The 15,895-nt window shown below is 65.8% G+C and carries 13 protein-coding genes; 4 read left to right on the top strand and 9 right to left on the bottom strand.

Going from position 1 to position 15,895, the window contains the following annotated elements; all coding sequences use genetic code 11:
- Positions 1 to 14: 14 nt before the first annotated feature.
- Complete coding sequence (rpoB, locus tag NUW81_RS04385) at positions 15 to 4,190, bottom strand: DNA-directed RNA polymerase subunit beta (RefSeq protein ID WP_245110731.1); 4,176 nt, start codon at positions 4,188 to 4,190, stop codon at positions 15 to 17.
- Positions 4,191 to 4,482: 292 nt separating this feature from the next.
- Here rpoB and NUW81_RS04380 point away from each other — a divergent pair, with 292 nt between their 5' ends.
- A complete protein-coding gene (locus NUW81_RS04380) occupies positions 4,483 to 4,809 on the top strand; it encodes a DOPA 4,5-dioxygenase family protein (protein ID WP_245110728.1) in 327 nt (108 codons plus the stop codon).
- A 27-nt stretch (positions 4,810 to 4,836) separates the two neighbouring features.
- Positions 4,837 to 5,661, top strand: coding sequence for a YihY/virulence factor BrkB family protein (locus NUW81_RS04375; protein WP_245110726.1), 825 nt, complete (start codon positions 4,837 to 4,839; stop codon positions 5,659 to 5,661).
- On the opposite strand, the gene NUW81_RS04370 is transcribed toward NUW81_RS04375, so the two are convergent.
- From NUW81_RS04370 to rplJ, 5 genes are all read right to left on the bottom strand, one after another.
- Positions 5,658 to 6,866: a GGDEF domain-containing protein gene (locus tag NUW81_RS04370; protein WP_245110725.1), complete on the bottom strand. Its 1,209-nt coding sequence runs from the start codon at positions 6,864 to 6,866 to the stop codon at positions 5,658 to 5,660. The two genes, NUW81_RS04375 and NUW81_RS04370, sit on opposite strands and share 4 nt — an antisense overlap.
- Positions 6,867 to 6,957: 91 nt before the next feature.
- Positions 6,958 to 7,470 (bottom strand): fasciclin domain-containing protein, encoded by a 513-nt coding sequence (locus NUW81_RS04365; protein ID WP_245110723.1) that lies wholly within the window; start codon positions 7,468 to 7,470, stop codon positions 6,958 to 6,960.
- Positions 7,471 to 7,621: 151 nt separating this feature from the next.
- Complete coding sequence (locus tag NUW81_RS04360) at positions 7,622 to 8,155, bottom strand: fasciclin domain-containing protein (protein WP_245110720.1); 534 nt, start codon at positions 8,153 to 8,155, stop codon at positions 7,622 to 7,624.
- 202 nt (positions 8,156 to 8,357) lie between these two features.
- On the bottom strand, positions 8,358 to 8,732 hold the full coding sequence (gene rplL / locus NUW81_RS04355) for a 50S ribosomal protein L7/L12 (RefSeq protein WP_245110718.1): 375 nt from the start codon (positions 8,730 to 8,732) through the stop codon (positions 8,358 to 8,360).
- 76 nt (positions 8,733 to 8,808) lie between these two features.
- Positions 8,809 to 9,315 carry a 50S ribosomal protein L10 gene (rplJ, locus tag NUW81_RS04350; RefSeq protein WP_245110715.1) on the bottom strand — a complete coding sequence of 169 codons (507 nt, stop codon included), beginning with the start codon at positions 9,313 to 9,315 and terminating at the stop codon, positions 8,809 to 8,811.
- Between the two features lie 312 nt (positions 9,316 to 9,627).
- On the opposite strand from rplJ, the gene NUW81_RS04345 reads away from it, so the two are divergent.
- Positions 9,628 to 9,891 carry a DksA/TraR family C4-type zinc finger protein gene (locus NUW81_RS04345; protein ID WP_245110712.1) on the top strand — a complete coding sequence of 88 codons (264 nt, stop codon included), beginning with the start codon at positions 9,628 to 9,630 and terminating at the stop codon, positions 9,889 to 9,891.
- A gap of 29 nt (positions 9,892 to 9,920) precedes the next feature.
- On the opposite strand, the gene NUW81_RS04340 is transcribed toward NUW81_RS04345, so the two are convergent.
- Positions 9,921 to 11,549, bottom strand: coding sequence for an FAD-dependent oxidoreductase (locus NUW81_RS04340; RefSeq protein WP_312025056.1), 1,629 nt, complete (start codon positions 11,547 to 11,549; stop codon positions 9,921 to 9,923).
- Positions 11,550 to 11,675: 126 nt separating this feature from the next.
- On the opposite strand from NUW81_RS04340, the gene NUW81_RS04335 reads away from it, so the two are divergent.
- Positions 11,676 to 14,507 (top strand): M16 family metallopeptidase, encoded by a 2,832-nt coding sequence (locus tag NUW81_RS04335; protein WP_245110706.1) that lies wholly within the window; start codon positions 11,676 to 11,678, stop codon positions 14,505 to 14,507.
- Between the two features lie 158 nt (positions 14,508 to 14,665).
- Here NUW81_RS04335 and rplA read toward each other — a convergent pair whose 3' ends face one another.
- The gene (rplA, locus tag NUW81_RS04330) at positions 14,666 to 15,364 is read right to left on the bottom strand and encodes a 50S ribosomal protein L1 (RefSeq protein ID WP_245110704.1); all 699 of its coding nucleotides are present in this window, start codon (positions 15,362 to 15,364) and stop codon (positions 14,666 to 14,668) included.
- A gap of 2 nt (positions 15,365 to 15,366) precedes the next feature.
- Positions 15,367 to 15,798, bottom strand: coding sequence for a 50S ribosomal protein L11 (gene rplK, locus NUW81_RS04325; RefSeq protein ID WP_245110702.1), 432 nt, complete (start codon positions 15,796 to 15,798; stop codon positions 15,367 to 15,369).
- Positions 15,799 to 15,895 lie beyond the last annotated feature (97 nt).

Raw genomic sequence — 15,895 nt, 5'->3', positions numbered from 1 at the left:
TCCCTTCCGCTCGGTTATTCGGCCGCGATGGCGGGGGTGTCGCCATCATCCTCGTCCCCGTCCGAGACGGAGTTGAGGTCGACGCTCATGCCGAGCGAACGCATTTCCTTGACCAGCACGTTGAAGCTTTCCGGAATACCGGCTTCGAACGTGTCGTCGCCCTTGACGATGGCTTCGTAGACCTTGGTACGGCCGACGACGTCATCCGACTTGACGGTGAGCATTTCCTGCAGGGTGTAGGCAGCGCCATAGGCCTGCAGCGCCCAGACTTCCATTTCACCGAAGCGCTGGCCACCGAACTGGGCCTTGCCGCCCAGCGGCTGCTGGGTGACGAGGCTGTACGGGCCGATCGAACGGGCGTGGATCTTGTCGTCGACGAGGTGGTGCAGCTTGAGCATGTAGATGTAGCCCACGGTCACCTTGCGGTCGAACGGCTCGCCGGTGCGGCCGTCGAACAGCGTGACCTGGCCCGAGCGGTCGAGACCGGCCTTCTCGAGCATGTCGGCGACATCGGCCTCACGCGCACCGTCGAAGACGGGGGTGCCCATCGGCACGCCGTAGGTGAGGTGCTGGGCGAGCTCCATGACCTTCTCTTCCGAGCGGCCATCGATTTCCTCGTGATACTTGTCGCCATAGACGTCCTTGAGGTGCTTGCGCACGCCGTCGACGTCCTTCTTGGCGACATCCTTGCCCTTGTGGTGGATGTCCTCGAGCATCGCGCCGATCTGCTGGCCGAGGCCGCGCGCGGCCCAGCCGAGGTGCGTCTCGAAGATCTGCCCGACGTTCATGCGCGAAGGCACGCCCAGCGGGTTCAGCACGATGTCGGCATGGGTGCCGTCCTCGAGGAAGGGCATGTCCTCGACCGGAAGGATCCGGCTGATGACACCCTTGTTCCCGTGGCGGCCGGCCATCTTGTCGCCCGGCTGCAGCTTGCGCTTCACCGCGACGAAGACCTTGACCATCTTGAGCACGCCCGGCGGCAGTTCGTCGCCCGCTTCCAGCTTCTGGATGCGGTCGTCGAGCTTGGCGTCGATGCGGTCGATGGCCTCGTCATACTGGCCCTTCATGGCCTCGAGGTCGGCCTGCGCCTCGTCGTCCTTGACGGCGATCTTCCACCACAGCTTGCGCTCGACACCATCGAGCATCTCGGGGTCGAGCTTGGCGCCCTTCTTGATGCCCTTCGGAACCGCGGTCGCGGTCTGCCCGACGAGCAGCTCGGCGAGGCGGTTGTAGGTCGCGCGGTTGAGGATCGCCTTCTCGTCGTTGGCGTCCTTCTTGAGGCGTTCCTTCTCCTCCGCCTGGATGGCGCGGGTACGGTCATCGATGTCGATGCCGTGACGGTTGAAGGTGCGCACGTCGACGATGGTGCCGGCGACGCCCGGCGGCAGGCGCAGCGAGGTGTCGCGAACGTCCGAGGCCTTTTCGCCGAAGATGGCGCGCAGGAGCTTTTCTTCCGGCGTCATCGGGCTTTCGCCCTTCGGCGTGATCTTGCCGACGAGGATGTCGCCCGGGTGCACTTCGGCGCCGATGTAGACGATGCCCGCCTCGTCGAGGTTGCGCAGCGCTTCCTCGCCGACATTGGGGATGTCGCGGGTGATGTCCTCGGGGCCGAGCTTGGTGTCACGCGCGGCGACTTCGAATTCCTCGATGTGGATCGAGGTGAAGACGTCGTCCTTCACGATGCGCTCGGAGATGAGGATACTATCCTCGTAGTTGTAGCCGTTCCACGGCATGAAGGCGACGAGCACGTTGCGGCCCAGCGCCAGTTCGCCGAACTGGGTCGAGGGGCCGTCGGCGATGATCTCGCCCGCCGACACGGTCTCGCCCACCTTCACCAACGGACGCTGGTTGATGCAGGTGTTCTGGTTCGAACGCTGGAACTTCTGCAGCGTGTAGATGTCGACGCCGCTCTCGCCCGCGGCCACCTTCTCGGTGACGCGGATGACGATACGGGTGGCATCGACCTGGTCGATCACGCCGGCGCGGCGGGCAGCGATCGCGGCGCCACTGTCGCGGGCCACGGTCTCTTCCATGCCGGTGCCGACGAGCGGCGCGTCGGCCTGCACGAGCGGCACGGCCTGACGCTGCATGTTCGAGCCCATGAGCGCGCGGTTGGCGTCATCGTTCTCGAGGAACGGGATGAGGCTGGCCGCGACCGAGACGAGCTGCTTGGGGCTGACGTCCATGAGGGTGATCATGTCGCGCTGCGCCATCAGGAATTCGCCGGCCTGGCGGCTCGAGACGATTTCCTCGACGAAGCTGCCGTCCTCGTTGAGGTCGGCGTTCGCCTGCGCGATGGTGTGCTTCTGCTCTTCCATCGCCGACAGGTAGACGACCTCGTTGGTCACCTTGTTGTCGACGACCTTGCGGTACGGCGTCTCGATGAAGCCGTACTTGTTCACGCGGCTGAAGCTGGCGAGCGAGTTGATGAGGCCGATGTTCGGGCCTTCAGGGGTCTCGATCGGGCAGATACGGCCATAGTGGGTCGGGTGGACGTCGCGGACCTCGAAGCCCGCGCGCTCACGGGTAAGACCACCCGGGCCGAGCGCCGAGACGCGGCGCTTGTGGGTGACTTCGGACAGCGGGTTGGTCTGGTCCATGAACTGCGAGAGCTGCGAGGAGCCGAAGAACTCGCGCACCGCCGCCACCGAGGGCTTGGCGTTGATGAGGTCGTTGGGCATCACGGTCGACACGTCGACCGAGCTCATGCGCTCCTTGACCGCGCGTTCCATGCGCAGGAGGCCGACGCGATACTGGTTTTCCAGCAGTTCGCCGACCGAACGCACGCGGCGGTTGGCGAGGTTGTCGATGTCGTCGATCTCGCCCTTGCCGTCCTTCAGGTCGACGAGGGTCTTGACGACCGCCATGATGTCCTCGCGGCGCAGCGTGGTGACGGTGTCCTCGGCGTCGAGGTCGAGACGCATGTTGAGCTTGACGCGGCCGACGGCCGACAGGTCATAGCGCTCGGGATCGAAGAAAAGGCCGTAGAAGAGTGCATCGGCGGTCTCGCGCGTGGGCGGCTCGCCCGGGCGCATGACGCGGTAGATGTCGGCCAGCGCCTGGTCGGTGTCCTCGGCCTTGTCGGCCTTGAGCGTGTTGCGGATCCAGGGGCCCGTGGTGACATAGTCGATGTCGAGCAGGTCGATGTGGTCGATGCCCGCCTTGTCGAGCTTCTCGAGGTTCTCGGCGGTGACTTCATCGCCGGCCTCGATGTAGATCTCGCCGGTCTTCTCGTTGACGAGGTCATAGGCCGAGAAACGGCCGAAGATTTCCTCGGCGGGGATGACGAGGTTCTCGAGACCGTCGGTCTTGGCCTTGTTGGCCTTGCGCGGGGTGATCTTCTGGCCCGCTTCGAACACGACTTCGCCGGTCTTGGCGTCGACGATGTCGAACGCCGGCTTCTGGGCGCGCCACGCTTCGGGCTTGAAGGGGATTTCCCAGCCGTTCTTGCCGCGCTTGTAGGTCACGGTGTCATAGAAGTGGGCGAGGATTTCCTCGTGGTTGAGGCCGAGGGCATAGAGCAGCGTGGTGACCGGCAGCTTGCGCTTGCGGTCGATACGCACGTTGACGATGTCCTTGGCGTCGAACTCGAAGTCGAGCCACGAGCCGCGATAGGGAATGACGCGCGCGGCGAAGAGATACTTGCCCGACGAGTGGGTCTTGCCGCGGTCATGGTCGAACAGGACGCCCGGCGAACGGTGCATCTGGCTGACGATGACGCGCTCGGTGCCGTTGATGATGAAGGTGCCGTTGTCGGTCATGAGCGGCATGTCGCCCATGTAGACGTCCTGCTCCTTGATATCGATGACCGACTTGGCTTCGGTGTCGGGATCGATCTCGAACGAGGTCAGGCGCAGGGTGACGCGCATCGGCGCCGCATAGGTGAGGCCGCGCTGGCGGCACTCGTCGGTGTCGAACTTGGGCTCTTCGAGGACATAGCCGTCGAAGTCGAGATGGGCGGTGCCGGCAAAGTCCTGGATGGGGAAGACCGAACGCAGGGTCTTCTCGAGGCCGCTGACGTGCGCACGCTGGGCGTCCGAACGCAGGAAGTCCTCATACGATTCACGCTGGACCTCGATGAGGTTCGGCATTTCGGAGACTTCGTGGATGTTGCCGAAAATCTTGCGGATACGACGCGATTTCAGCGAGCGGCCCATCGTGGTGGGGACGTCTTTTGCCTGGGTAGCCATGGATTTCCTCAGCGCAGCGGGCGCGCGAACATGCTCGCGGACCCTATTGTTCAGGTCGGGCGCTTTTCCTGTGATCCCTTTTCCATTCGTTCGTCTCGTGCGCGAATGAGACGTGGCCCGGAAAAGGCAGGAGGCCCCGGCACAGGATAACCTGCGGCGGAGCCACATCATGTTGGATGGAGCCTATCTAGCGCCTCTTGTAGGGAATGCAAGAGGGGGCACAGCGATGTGCCTTCTTGTCGTCTCGGCTCGTCGATCCGACGTCCCGCGACACGCTTTCGAGGAACCTAGAATGACGATCCACGACTTCCATGTCCATCTCTATTTCGACGCCGCGGAGGTCGAGCGCGCAAAGGCGCTCGCCGTGGCCCTGGCGACACGGTTCGACCTGCCCGTCGGCCATTTCCACACCCGTCCCGTCGGACCGCATCCGCGCGGCTCGGTCCAGCTGACGGTGCCGACGGAGCGCTTCGGCGCGGTCGCCAGCTGGCTCAGCGTCAATCGCGGCGGCATGACCGTCTTTGCCCATTCCTCGACGGGCGACGACCGTGCCGATCACCGCGACCATGTCATCTGGTTCGGTCCTTCCGAGCCGCTCGACATGTCGCTGTTCGGATAGGAGCGGGGGCTGGCGCGTTGGGCCGGCATGCAGTTGATCGCAGACCTGAAGGCCGCCTTCGCGCGGTCGGGCCGCAACCGGACCACCTTCCTTGCCGCAGGCGTCGCCTTTTACGGCTTCCTCGCGCTGGTGCCGACGATCGCGGCGGTGGTGATCGGCTATGGCCTGTTCGCCGACCGCGCCGATGCCGTCGTCCACGCCGAGGCGCTCACCCGCCTCCTGCCGCCCGCCGCCGCCGAGATCGTCACCGACCAGATGCGCAAGATCGCGGCGATCGATGGCAACAAGACCGCGCTCGGCTTCGTGGTCGCGCTCGGCACCGTGCTCTACAGCGCCAGCAAGGGGGGCAAGGCGGTACTTGTCGCGCTCAACATCATCGAGGGGGTCGAGGAGAGTCGCGGTTTTGTCCGGCAGGTATGGACGGGGCTCGGCATCACGCTGATCGGCATCGCCGGCGTGCTGGTCGCGCTCGCCGCCATCTCGGTCCTCGGCTATGCCGAAGCGATGATCCCGGGGCTGCCCGACGAATTCTACGCCCTCATGCGGGTCGGCCTGTGGGTGGTGCTCGTCATCGGCGCGATCGCGGGGCTCGGCTGGCTCTATGCGCGCGCGCCCAACGGCCCCGTGCCGCCGCTGAGCGACACCATCCCCGGCGCCATCCTCGCCGCCGTCATCCTGCTCGGCGCGACGCTCGGCTTTGCCATCTATGTCGCCCAGTTCGGCAATTACAACGCCACCTATGGCGCGCTCGGCGCGGTGGTGATCCTTCAGCTGTGGATCTACCTTTCCGCCTATGCCGTCCTGTTCGGCGACGAATATAATATGGTGCGCGCCGAGCGCGGCGCGGGCTAGCCCCGCGCGGGCTGCTCGTAAGGCAGGTCGGCGACCGCTTCGGCGGAGCGGCGGACGCGGTCGCGGCCTTCATCCTTGGCGGCATAGAGCGCCTCGTCGGCGCGGCGGAAGGTGCGGTCGAACGGCTCGCCCGCAGCCCAGCGGGTGATGCCGATCGAGGCGGTCACGCGGCCGTCATAGCCGGGCGGCGGCGGGATGACGCGGCAACGCGCGCCGAGCGAGATGCCGACATCCTGTACCGCCGCATCGCGCAAGCCTTCGACCAGCAGCGCGAATTCCTCCCCGCCGACGCGCGCGGCATGCGCTTCGCCGGGCAGCGCGCCGGCCAGCGAGGCGAGCAGGCTCCCCATCGCCCGCAGCACGGTATCGCCGCCGGCATGGCCCGCGGCATCGTTGATCACCTTGAAATGGTCGAGGTCGACGAGGAGCAGGCTCCAGCGTTCGGACTGGCCCCCCGCCGCGATCCCGGCGACGCGCTTCTCGAAGCTGCGGCGGTTGGGCAGGCCGGTCAGCGCATCGTGGCTGGCCAGATGCTCCTTCTCCGCCGCCGTCGCGCGCAGTTCCTCGTTGAGCTGCGACAATTGGATAGCGAGCTCGCGTTTCTCGATCACCGTGCGCGCGGTCTCGACGCTCTCGCGCCCCATGCCGGCGCCAAGGCTGAGCGAGGCAAGGCCGAGGCCCGCCACCGTCACCGCGGGGGCAAGGCCATAGGTCGGGGCGATCATCAGCAGCCAGCCGAACAGCGGCAGGAGGAAGCCCGCGATGAACGACCACATCACGCGCGGTAGCGGGCTGGCGACCGCGACCACGAGCGAGATGCCGGTGATGACCACGCACAGGATGAGGGTTCCCGACAGCGTCTCCACATATTGGAGCGGCAGCACCCACAGCAGGCCCGCCCAGCTCATGCCGGCGAAGACCATGCCGAGGCAGAAGCGGTTGACCGCCGGGGTCACCGGCAGCTCCTTGTCGATACACTCGCGCACGCGGTTGGTGTTGTAGGCGGTGAAGGAGATGGTCAGCATGCGCAGCAGCACGCCGACCGTCAGCTCGCGCCCGAACGGCACCAGGAAGGCGGCGGTGGTGAGGATGCAGATGCCGATGATATTGGCGACGATCGAATGGCGCGCGCGCTGGATCATCGTGCGGATGAGTTCGCGCTCGATCTCGCCGTCATAGCGGCCGGTGGGTGAAACGGCGTTCATCGCTTCTTGGTAACCGGCAATGCTTGACGGAGAATGAAAGAAGGGGCGGCGCTGTCACCGGCACCGCCCCTTCCGCTTCGGCACGTCGAAACTAGTCGGCCGTGGGGTCGAGCACCCCGTCGATCGCATGGATCACGCCATTGGAGGTGTTGATGTCGGTGGCGACGAGCCCATGTTCCTCGCCGTCCTGGTCGGTCAGGATCACTTCGCCATTGGCAAGGCGGATGTTGATGGTGTTGCCCTGCAGCGTTTCGAGATCGACCCCGCCGGGGCTCTTCTTGGCCGCCGCGATAACGCGGCCCGAGGTGTAGCGGCCGGCCACCACATGATAGGTCAGGATGCTCGTCACATCGTCATCGAGGCTGGCGCCGGCAAAGGCGTCGTTGGTCGGCGCGAAGACGGTGAGGGGGCCGTTGGCCTGCAGTGCCTCGACGAGGCCCGCATCGACCACGAGGCCGACGAGGGTCGAGAAAAGCTCGGGCGCGCCCGAGGCGGCGTCGACGATGTCGGGGCGATTGTCGATCCCGTCCGCGCTCTGGGCGGCGGCGGGGGTGGCAAGGGCAAGCGAGGTGGCCGCGATGGCGGCGAGGGGGGCAAGCTTCATGACTAACTACTCCTGTTGTCCCGCCCCCGGAAACTCGAGTGGATGAGCTGCTCTCTTGATCTTGATTAACAAAACGGCTCCGCAATGAACAGGGGGCGAAAGGCCGTACTCGCCTTCGCGCCCCTGTCATTCGTCTCGAATCCGAAACGTCCTACGGCATCAGAACGCCGTCGAGGACATGGATCACGCCATTGGTGGCAGCGACGTCGGTGGCGATCACCCCGATCGCATTGCCCTTGTAATCGGACAGATAGACCTTCCCGTCATAGAGCGCCGCGGTGATCGAGGCATTTTCGAGAAGCGTCGGGAAGCTCGCGGTGCCGCCATTGGCTTGGAGCGCCGAGACGATGTCGCTGGCCGAATAGTCGCCCGCCACGACATGATAGGTGAGGATGTTGGTCAGTGTGCCCTTGTTGGCGGGCTGGACGAGGCTCTCGACCGTGCCCGAGGGCAGCGCCCCGAAGGCGGCATCGGTGGGCGCGAAGACGGTGAAGGGTCCGTCGCCCGAGAGCGCATCGGCGAGGCCGGCGGCCTGGACCGCGGTCACGAGGGTCTCGAAGTCGTGATTGCCCGCGGCAATCTCGACGATGTTCTGGCTCGGCGCCATTTCCTTGTGATGATCGATCGCGCCCATGGCGGGCGCGGCGAGGGCGATGGCCGTGATGGCGGCGATAGTCTTGATCATGGGAGGGTCTCCTCTTGGTCTTCCCCTCCCCGGATGTTCCTGGCCCCGCAGCCTTGGCGCGAAAAATGGCGATTGTCCGCCGCGTTGCTAGGCGTGCTTTGGTCCCTGCGACAGAAAGTCGGTAGTCGGGCGCATACAAAAAGGGCGGCCCCGAAGGACCGCCCTTTCCGTGTCCCGAAAATCTCGGAAGATCGCGAAGAGCTTACTTGAGCTCGACGGTGCCGCCAGCGGCTTCGATCTTGCCCTTGATTTCTTCGGCTTCGGCCTTCGAAGCACCTTCCTTGAGGGGCTTCGGCGCGCCTTCGACGAGCGCCTTGGCTTCGCCGAGACCGAGACCGGTGATCGCGCGGACTTCCTTGATGACGTTGATCTTCTTGCCACCGTCGCCGGTGAGGATCACGTCGAACTCGTCCTTTTCTTCAGCGGCGGCTTCGCCACCACCAGCAGCCGGGCCGGCAACGGCGACGGCGGCCGAGGCGCTCACGCCCCACTTGTCTTCGAGCATCTTGGCGAGCTCGGCAGCTTCGAGAACGGTGAGTTCCGAAAGCTGGTCAACAATCTTTTCCAGATCAGCCATTATATTCACTCCATTTGAGAGGGCGCTTTGTTGTTTGCCGCCCTGTCGATCAGTTGTTTTGAACCAAACCTAAAAGTTAGGCCGCAGCCTTGGCGCTCAGGACGCGGGCGAGCATGCCGCCCGGTTCCTTGGCGATCCGCGCGATCTTCGTCGCCGGGGCCTGGATAAGGCCGACCAGCGTGCCACGCAGTTCGTCGAGCGAGGGCAGTTCGGCCAGGGCCTTGATGCCGTTCACGTCGAGGACGGTCGTCCCCATCGCCCCGCCGAGGATTTCGAAATCTTCGTTGTCCTTGGCGAAGTTGACCGCGATCTTCGCGGCCGCGACGGGGTCGGACGACGTCGCCAGCGCGGTCGGACCCTGAAGCAGGTCCGAGATCGGCTGGTAGTCGCTGCCCTCGAGCGCGATCTTGGCAAGGCGGTTCTTCGCGACCTTGAACTGGGCACCGGCGTCGCGCATCTGGTTGCGAAGTTCAGTCGACTGCGAGACCGACAACCCGTTGTTCCGGGTCACGACCACCACACCCGTCTCCGCAAAGACGCTCTTCAGCTCGGCAACCAGATCGGCTTTTTGCGAACGATCCATGCCATACTCCCAATCGTTCCGCAGTTGGCACCATTACCAAAAGCGGTTGCCGCACCGGCCGGGGCCGCTGCAGCGAAAAGTCCGTTGGGGTTGGGATCGACAGGCGGCGCGCGCAATGGCTGCCGCAAATCTCTCTTCATCCCCGTCTAGGCCGCAAATTAAGACCGGAAGGTCAGCGACTGTCTCGGACAGAGAAAACCGCCCCGAAGGACGGCTTCGAGGGGCTACCTAGCGATTTCGCCGTGCCAGTCAAGCCGGAGCAACGGAAAAATGGGCGATGTCCGTTCGTTAGGGGAGGGCAAGGAGACATTGATGGCAGGCGGATGGACCCGCGACGGTGCGGTACAGGAACAGATCGACGACACGGTGAGCGACGCCGTCGCCGCCGCCCGCGCGCGCTTGGCCAGCGGCGAGAGCCTCGAGGAATGCGAGGAATGCGGCGAGCCCATCCCGCCGCGCCGCCGCGAGGCACTGCCCGGGGTGCGCACCTGCGTCGAGTGCCAGTCGGGCCGCGATGCGCATGTCCGCCACACGACCATCAACCGGCGCGGCTCGAAGGACAGCCAGCTCCGCTAGGTGCCAATCGTCCCTTTCAGTCGCCCCTCTCAGTCGTCCATTTCGCCGGGCGGGTCCTGCCCGAGCTTCTCGTGGCAGTCGGCGACGTGGCGCCAGATTTCGCTCACCACCACCGAGCCTTCGCCCACGGCGCTTGCCACACGCTTGACCGAGCCCGCGCGCACGTCGCCGACCGCGAAGATGCCCTTGCAGCTCGTTTGGTAGGGGGAGGGGACGCCCGCCTCCTCGCCCGTCTTGACGAAGCCTTTCTCGTCGAGCTCCACCAGCCCCGACAGCCAGTCGGTATTGGGCGCCGCGCCGATCATGATGAAGAGCCCCGCGCAATCCTCGCGCGCGCCGTCCTCGCCACCGCACTGGATCGTCACTTCCTCGAGGCGTTTGTCGCCGTGGAGCGCGGTGACCTCGCAATCATAATGGATCTCGATATTGGGTTCGGCCTCGAGCCGTTCGCGCAAATAGCTCGACATGCTGTCAGCGAGGCTGTCGCCCCGCACGATCAGTTTCACGCAGGCCGCATGGCGCGACAGGAACATGGCGGCCTGTCCGGCGCTGTTGCCGCCGCCGATGATGAGCGCGGGCTTGCCCGCACAGAAGCGCGCCTCCATCTCGGTCGCCGCATAATAGATGCCCGACCCCTCGAACTCGCGCAGCCGGGCCAGCGGCAGGCGGCGATATTGCACGCCGGTCGCCACCAGCACGGCATGGGCGCAGATCTCGTCCCCGCCATCGTCGAGCGTGGCACAGAAACGATGGTCGTCGGTGCGCTTCAACCCCACCACGCGGCGCGGCATCACGAAGCGCGTACCGAACTTCATCGCCTGCACCTGCCCGCGATAGATGAGGTCGGCGCCGGAGATGCCGGTGGGAAAGCCCATGTAATTCTCGATCCGGCTCGAGGTGCCCGCCTGCCCGCCGATCGCCGTGTCCTCGATCGCCAGCGCGGTGAGGCCCTCGGCGCCCGCATAGACGGCGGCAGCAACGCCCGCGGGGCCACCGCCGACGATCAGCAGGTCCGCTTCGGCCCGCTCGCACACGTTGAGGTCGAGGCCGAGGAGGCGGGCGACGGCGCGCGGGGTGGGGTCGTCGAGGATCATGCCCTCGTTGAAGATCACCGCCGGCTCGTGGTCGGCGAGCTGGCACAATTGGATGCCCTCGCCCTCGGGATTGTCGAGGTCGAAGCTCTGGAAGGGGATGCGGTTGCGCGACAGGAAGCGGGCGACTTCCTGCACCGCGCTGTCGCGGTCGGCGCCGATCAGCTTGATCGCCGAGCGATGGTCCTCGAACTGCTTGCGCCTGCGCGCCGAGAAGACGCCGATGACATGGTCGGACAGCTCGGGGCGCTTGGACATGAGGTCGAGCATTTTTTCCCGCGGCGCTTCAAGGGTGCGGGTCGGCTTGGCCGCGCGCATCGGCAGGGTGAAGCTGCCCGCGTTCAGAAAGGCGAGCTCGCCCATGAACTGCGTCGGCCCCAGGCTGCTCTCGATCAGCCGCGCCCCCGAATAGGGGTCGACTACCTCGATCTCGCCGGTGAGGACATAGACGAAACGGTCCATCGGATCGCCCACCTCGGCGACCATCTCGCCCTCCTCATATTCGCGCTCCTCGGCGATTTTCCGGATGGCGTCGACATGTGCGCGGTCGAGCGGCACACGCTTCATCTCGGCTAGATCGGCCCCGATATTTTCCATTGGCGATTGTTACCTGTCGTTTGTCGAATGGCGCATGACGCCGACGGGACCACCCCGCAGCATTCGCCACATCAGTTCAAACGTGGGGAAAAAGACATGTTCCGTATCAAAGCACTTAGTGGTGCCGCGCTGATGGCGCTGGCGCTCCCGCTGGCCGCCGCGCCGGCCACCGCCGCGCAGGACGCGGGCGCCGCGCAGCTCACCGTGCCGCCGATCGCCTATGAAAGCTGGACGCTCGACAATGGCCTGACCGTCATCGCCATCGAGGATGACACCACGCCCGACGTCTATGTCTCCATGTGGTATGACGTCGGCTCCAAGCACGACCCCGAGGGCCGCGGCGGTTTCGCCCACCTGTTCGAGCATATCCTGTCGCGCAAGACCGAGAACATCACCTATTCCTCGATCGCCAAATATGTCGATGACGTCGGCGGCAGCCGCAACGCCTCGACCTGGCTCGATCGCACCAACTATTACGAGACCGTGCCTGCCGCGCATCTCGAACCCATTCTCTGGACCCACGCCGAGCGCATGGCCCGCCCCGTCATCGACGAGGACGTGTTCAAGGCCGAGCGTGACATCGTGCAGGAGGAATATCGCCAGCGCTACGCCTCGCCGCCCTATGGCCGCCAGCTGCTCGCGATGAACGAGAACCTCTATTCGGCCTCGCCCTACCGCCGCGCCACCATCGGCAATATCGAGGAGCTGCAGTCGGCCACCCTCGAGGACGCGCGCGCCTTCTTCGAGGCCTATTACGGTCCCGACACCGCGACGCTGGTCGTCGCCGGCAATTTCGACGAGGCGCAGCTGCGCGAATGGACCGAGCAGTATTTCGGTGACATCCCCGCGCGCGCCAACCCGATCAGCCTCGAGATCGATGAGAAGCCGCAGCCGATCGCGGCGCGCACCGTCACGGTGACCGCGCCCAACGTGCCGCTGCCCAAGGTCAGCTATGCCTGGCAGATCCCGGGCACGGCGAACCGCGACATGGCCGCCGTCGACCTCATCACCACCATCCTCACCTCGGGCAACAGCAACCGCCTCGACCCCGCGCTGGTGCGCACGGGGCTGGCCGCGGGCGTCGGCAGCTTCGCCAACGACCTCGAGGACGGCGGCTTCATGATGGTCGATGCGACCGTCGCCAGCGGGGTCGAGGCCGACACCGTCGCCGCCACGCTCGACGAGGTGCTCGCCCGCTTCATCGCCGAAGGCCCGACCGAGGCCGAAATGACCGAGGCGCGCAACACCATCCTGTCGAACACGCTGCGCCGCCGCGAGACCGCTGCCGGCCGCGCCAACGAGCTTGGCGAGGCGCTGGTGCGCACCGGCGATCCCGAGGCTGCCAACACGCGCCTCGAACAGGTGCTGTCGATGACCGCTGCCGAGGTGCAGGCGGTGGCCGCCAAGATCATGGATCCCGCGCACCGTCTCGAGATGCGTTACATCAAGGGTGATGGCGACAACGCGGTCTGGGCCAACCCCGCGCCGCGCCCGACGCTCTTCACCCCGCCCGCCGCGACCCAGCCGCTTCGCGAGGTCAAGGCGGACGGCGAACGCATGCCGTGGCCGACCGCGGGCGACGAGGTCACCGTGCCGACCACCGAACTCGAGCGCGCGCAGCTGTCGAACGGCATCGAAGTGCTCGCCGGGCAGACCAGTGACGTGCCCGTCGGCACCATGATCATCGCCTTCGACGGCGGCGCCGTCGTCGATCCGCTCGAGAAGGCGGGCCGTGCCGCCATGGCCGCCGCGCTTGCCGAAAAGGGCACCGCGAGCCGCAGCGAGGAAGACATCGCCGCGCAGCTCGAGGCGCTGGGCGCGCAGGTCGGGGCCTCCTCCTCGGCCGACGGCAGCTACCTCTATGTCCTCGCGCCGGTCGCCAATCTCGAGGCCGCCGCGATGATCGCCGCCGACCTCGTCAAGAATGCGACCTATCCGCAGGACGTGTTCGAGCGCGAACGCAACCGCTCGCTCGACGGCCTGCGCGTGTCGATGAACAATCCCTCGGCATTGGGCGGCATGCTGCTCGGCCCCGTGATCTTCGGCAATTCGCCTTATGCGATCCCGTCGAGCGGCACGCCCGACAGCCTCGAGGCGATGACCCGCGAGGATCTCCTCGCCTATCGCGAAGCCTATTGGCGTCCCGGGAATGCGACCATCATCGCCTCGGGCGGCCTCAGCGCCGAGCGCGCCACCGCCATCGCCGAAAAGGCGTTCGGTGACTGGACCGCGAGCGGCGAAGCAGGCGTGATCGTCGACAGTGTCGCCTCGGCCATGCAGCCGCGCCGCACGGTGGTCGTGGACATGCCGGGCGTGGGCCAGGCGGCGGTGTTCGCGGTCGCGCGCGGCGTCGATGCGAACGATCCGCGCCTCGATGCCATGCAGCTCGTCAACGCCGAGCTCGGCGGTTCGGGCACCGCGCGCCTGTTCGACGAAGTGCGCAACAAGCGTGCCCTGTCCTATGGCGCCTATAGCGGCGTCTCGACGCTGGCGCATGACGGCTACATCTCGGCCCGCTCGCAGACCAAGAACGAGAGCGCGGCGGAAGTCGCCAAGCTGCTGGTCGAGGAAATGGGCAAGGTCGGCGATGGCCATTATACCGAAGAGGTGCTGGCGCCGCGCCGTGCGTTGCTCGCGGGCCGCGCCGATCGCGGTCTCCAGACCAGCCTCGGCTTTGCCGCCACCGTCGCCGGTGCGGTGTTCGAAGGCGTTTCGCCCGAAAAGGCGCTCTCCTACGGCAACCGCGTGCGCATGGTCCCGGCCGGCCAGGCAGGCTCCATGTACGGCGCCTTCCTCGAGCCCGAGCGCGTGTCGCTGGTGATTGTCGGCGATGCCTCGATGTTCATCGACGACCTGCGCGCCTGGCGCCCGAACGTCGAGGTGGTAAGCATCGACGAGTTCGACATCGACAGCGTGCTGCAGCCGTAAGGGCCGCGGCACCTGCCGACAAAAAAGGGGTCGGGGAGCGTTGCGCTTCCCGGCCCCTTTTTCTTGCGTCCGCCGCCTGTCCCCATCGCGCGCATAAAGAAAGGGCCGGCGGGTTGCCCCGCCGGCCCTCATCTCTTGTCCGCGAGGACGAAGGAGCGTTACGCGCCTTCGACGTCGCTCACGTCGATGCGCACGCCGCGACCCATGGTCGAGGACAGCGCGACCTTCTGGACATACTTGCCCTTGGCGCCCGACGGCTTGGCCTTGACGATCGCGTTTACGAACGCGTCGAAGTTGGCCTTGAGGTCCTTGTCGGCGAAGCTCGCCTTGCCGATGCCGGCGTGGACGATGCCGTTCTTCTCGGCGCGATACTGGACTTCACCGGCCTTGGCGTTCTTGACCGCTTCGGCAGGGTTGGGGGTCACTGTACCGAGCTTCGGGTTCGGCATCAGGCCCTTGGGGCCGAGCACCTTGCCGAGGCGACCGACGACACCCATCATGTCCGGCGTGGCGATCACGCGGTCATAGTCGAGGTTGCCGTTCTGCATGTCTTCCATGAGGTCTTCGGCACCGACGACGTCCGCGCCGGCTTCCTTGGCCGCGTCGGCCTTGTCGCCCTTGGCGAACACGGCGACCTTGAGGGTCTTGCCGGTGCCGCTGGGCATGGCGACGACGCCGCGGACCATCTGGTCGGCGTGACGCGGGTCGACACCGAGGTTCATGGCGATCTCGACGGTTTCGTCGAACTTCGAGGTGGCCAGTTCCTTGACCAGCGAAATGGCTTCATCGACGCCGTACAGCTTTTCGGAATCGACCTTTTCGGCGAGCGCCTTCTGCTTCTTCGTGAGCTTGGCCATGATTAACCCTCCACCACTTCGAGGCCCATGGCGCGCGCCGAGCCTTCGATGATCTTCGTGGCGGCCTCGATGTCATTGGCATTGAGGTCGGCCATCTTGGTTTCCGCGATCTTGGCAACTTCGCTGCGCTTGATCGTGCCGGCCGAGACCTTGCCCGGTTCCTTCGAACCCGACTTGAGCTTGGCGGCGCGCTTCAGGAGGAAGCTGGCGGGCGGGGTCTTCATGGTGAAGGAGAAGCTGCGATCCGCATAGACCGTGATGGTCGTCGGGATCGGCATGTTCTTTTCCATGTCCTGCGTGGCGGCGTTGAAGGCCTTGCAGAATTCCATGATGTTGACACCACGCTGACCGAGCGCGGGGCCGATCGGCGGGGAGGGGTTGGCGACGCCCGAAGGCACCTGGAGCTTGATATAGCCCGAAATCTTCTTCGCCATGGCAAAGAATTCCTTTCACACTGTCGGGACTGCTGCCGAGGCTGCAGCCCTCATGTTAAGCGGTACAAGCGGGTCACCGGGGCGACCCTCCCGCGCG

The organism is Sphingomicrobium aestuariivivum, from assembly GCF_024721585.1.
Taxonomy (GTDB): Bacteria; Pseudomonadota; Alphaproteobacteria; order Sphingomonadales; family Sphingomonadaceae; genus Sphingomicrobium; species Sphingomicrobium aestuariivivum.
This window is presented reverse-complemented; position numbering and strand designations above follow the sequence as displayed.

Coding starts and splice junctions, on each gene's coding strand:
- rpoB (WP_245110731.1), bottom strand. CDS start 4,190: ATGGCTACCCAGGCAAAAGACGTCCCCACCACGATGGGCCGCTCGCTG.
- NUW81_RS04380 (WP_245110728.1), top strand. CDS start 4,483: ATGACGATCCACGACTTCCATGTCCATCTCTATTTCGACGCCGCGGAG.
- NUW81_RS04375 (WP_245110726.1), top strand. CDS start 4,837: ATGCAGTTGATCGCAGACCTGAAGGCCGCCTTCGCGCGGTCGGGCCGC.
- NUW81_RS04370 (WP_245110725.1), bottom strand. CDS start 6,866: ATGAACGCCGTTTCACCCACCGGCCGCTATGACGGCGAGATCGAGCGC.
- NUW81_RS04365 (WP_245110723.1), bottom strand. CDS start 7,470: ATGAAGCTTGCCCCCCTCGCCGCCATCGCGGCCACCTCGCTTGCCCTT.
- NUW81_RS04360 (WP_245110720.1), bottom strand. CDS start 8,155: ATGATCAAGACTATCGCCGCCATCACGGCCATCGCCCTCGCCGCGCCC.
- rplL (WP_245110718.1), bottom strand. CDS start 8,732: ATGGCTGATCTGGAAAAGATTGTTGACCAGCTTTCGGAACTCACCGTT.
- rplJ (WP_245110715.1), bottom strand. CDS start 9,315: ATGGATCGTTCGCAAAAAGCCGATCTGGTTGCCGAGCTGAAGAGCGTC.
- NUW81_RS04345 (WP_245110712.1), top strand. CDS start 9,628: ATGGCAGGCGGATGGACCCGCGACGGTGCGGTACAGGAACAGATCGAC.
- NUW81_RS04340 (WP_312025056.1), bottom strand. CDS start 11,549: ATGAAGCGTGTGCCGCTCGACCGCGCACATGTCGACGCCATCCGGAAA.
- NUW81_RS04335 (WP_245110706.1), top strand. CDS start 11,676: ATGTTCCGTATCAAAGCACTTAGTGGTGCCGCGCTGATGGCGCTGGCG.
- rplA (WP_245110704.1), bottom strand. CDS start 15,364: ATGGCCAAGCTCACGAAGAAGCAGAAGGCGCTCGCCGAAAAGGTCGAT.
- rplK (WP_245110702.1), bottom strand. CDS start 15,798: ATGGCGAAGAAGATTTCGGGCTATATCAAGCTCCAGGTGCCTTCGGGC.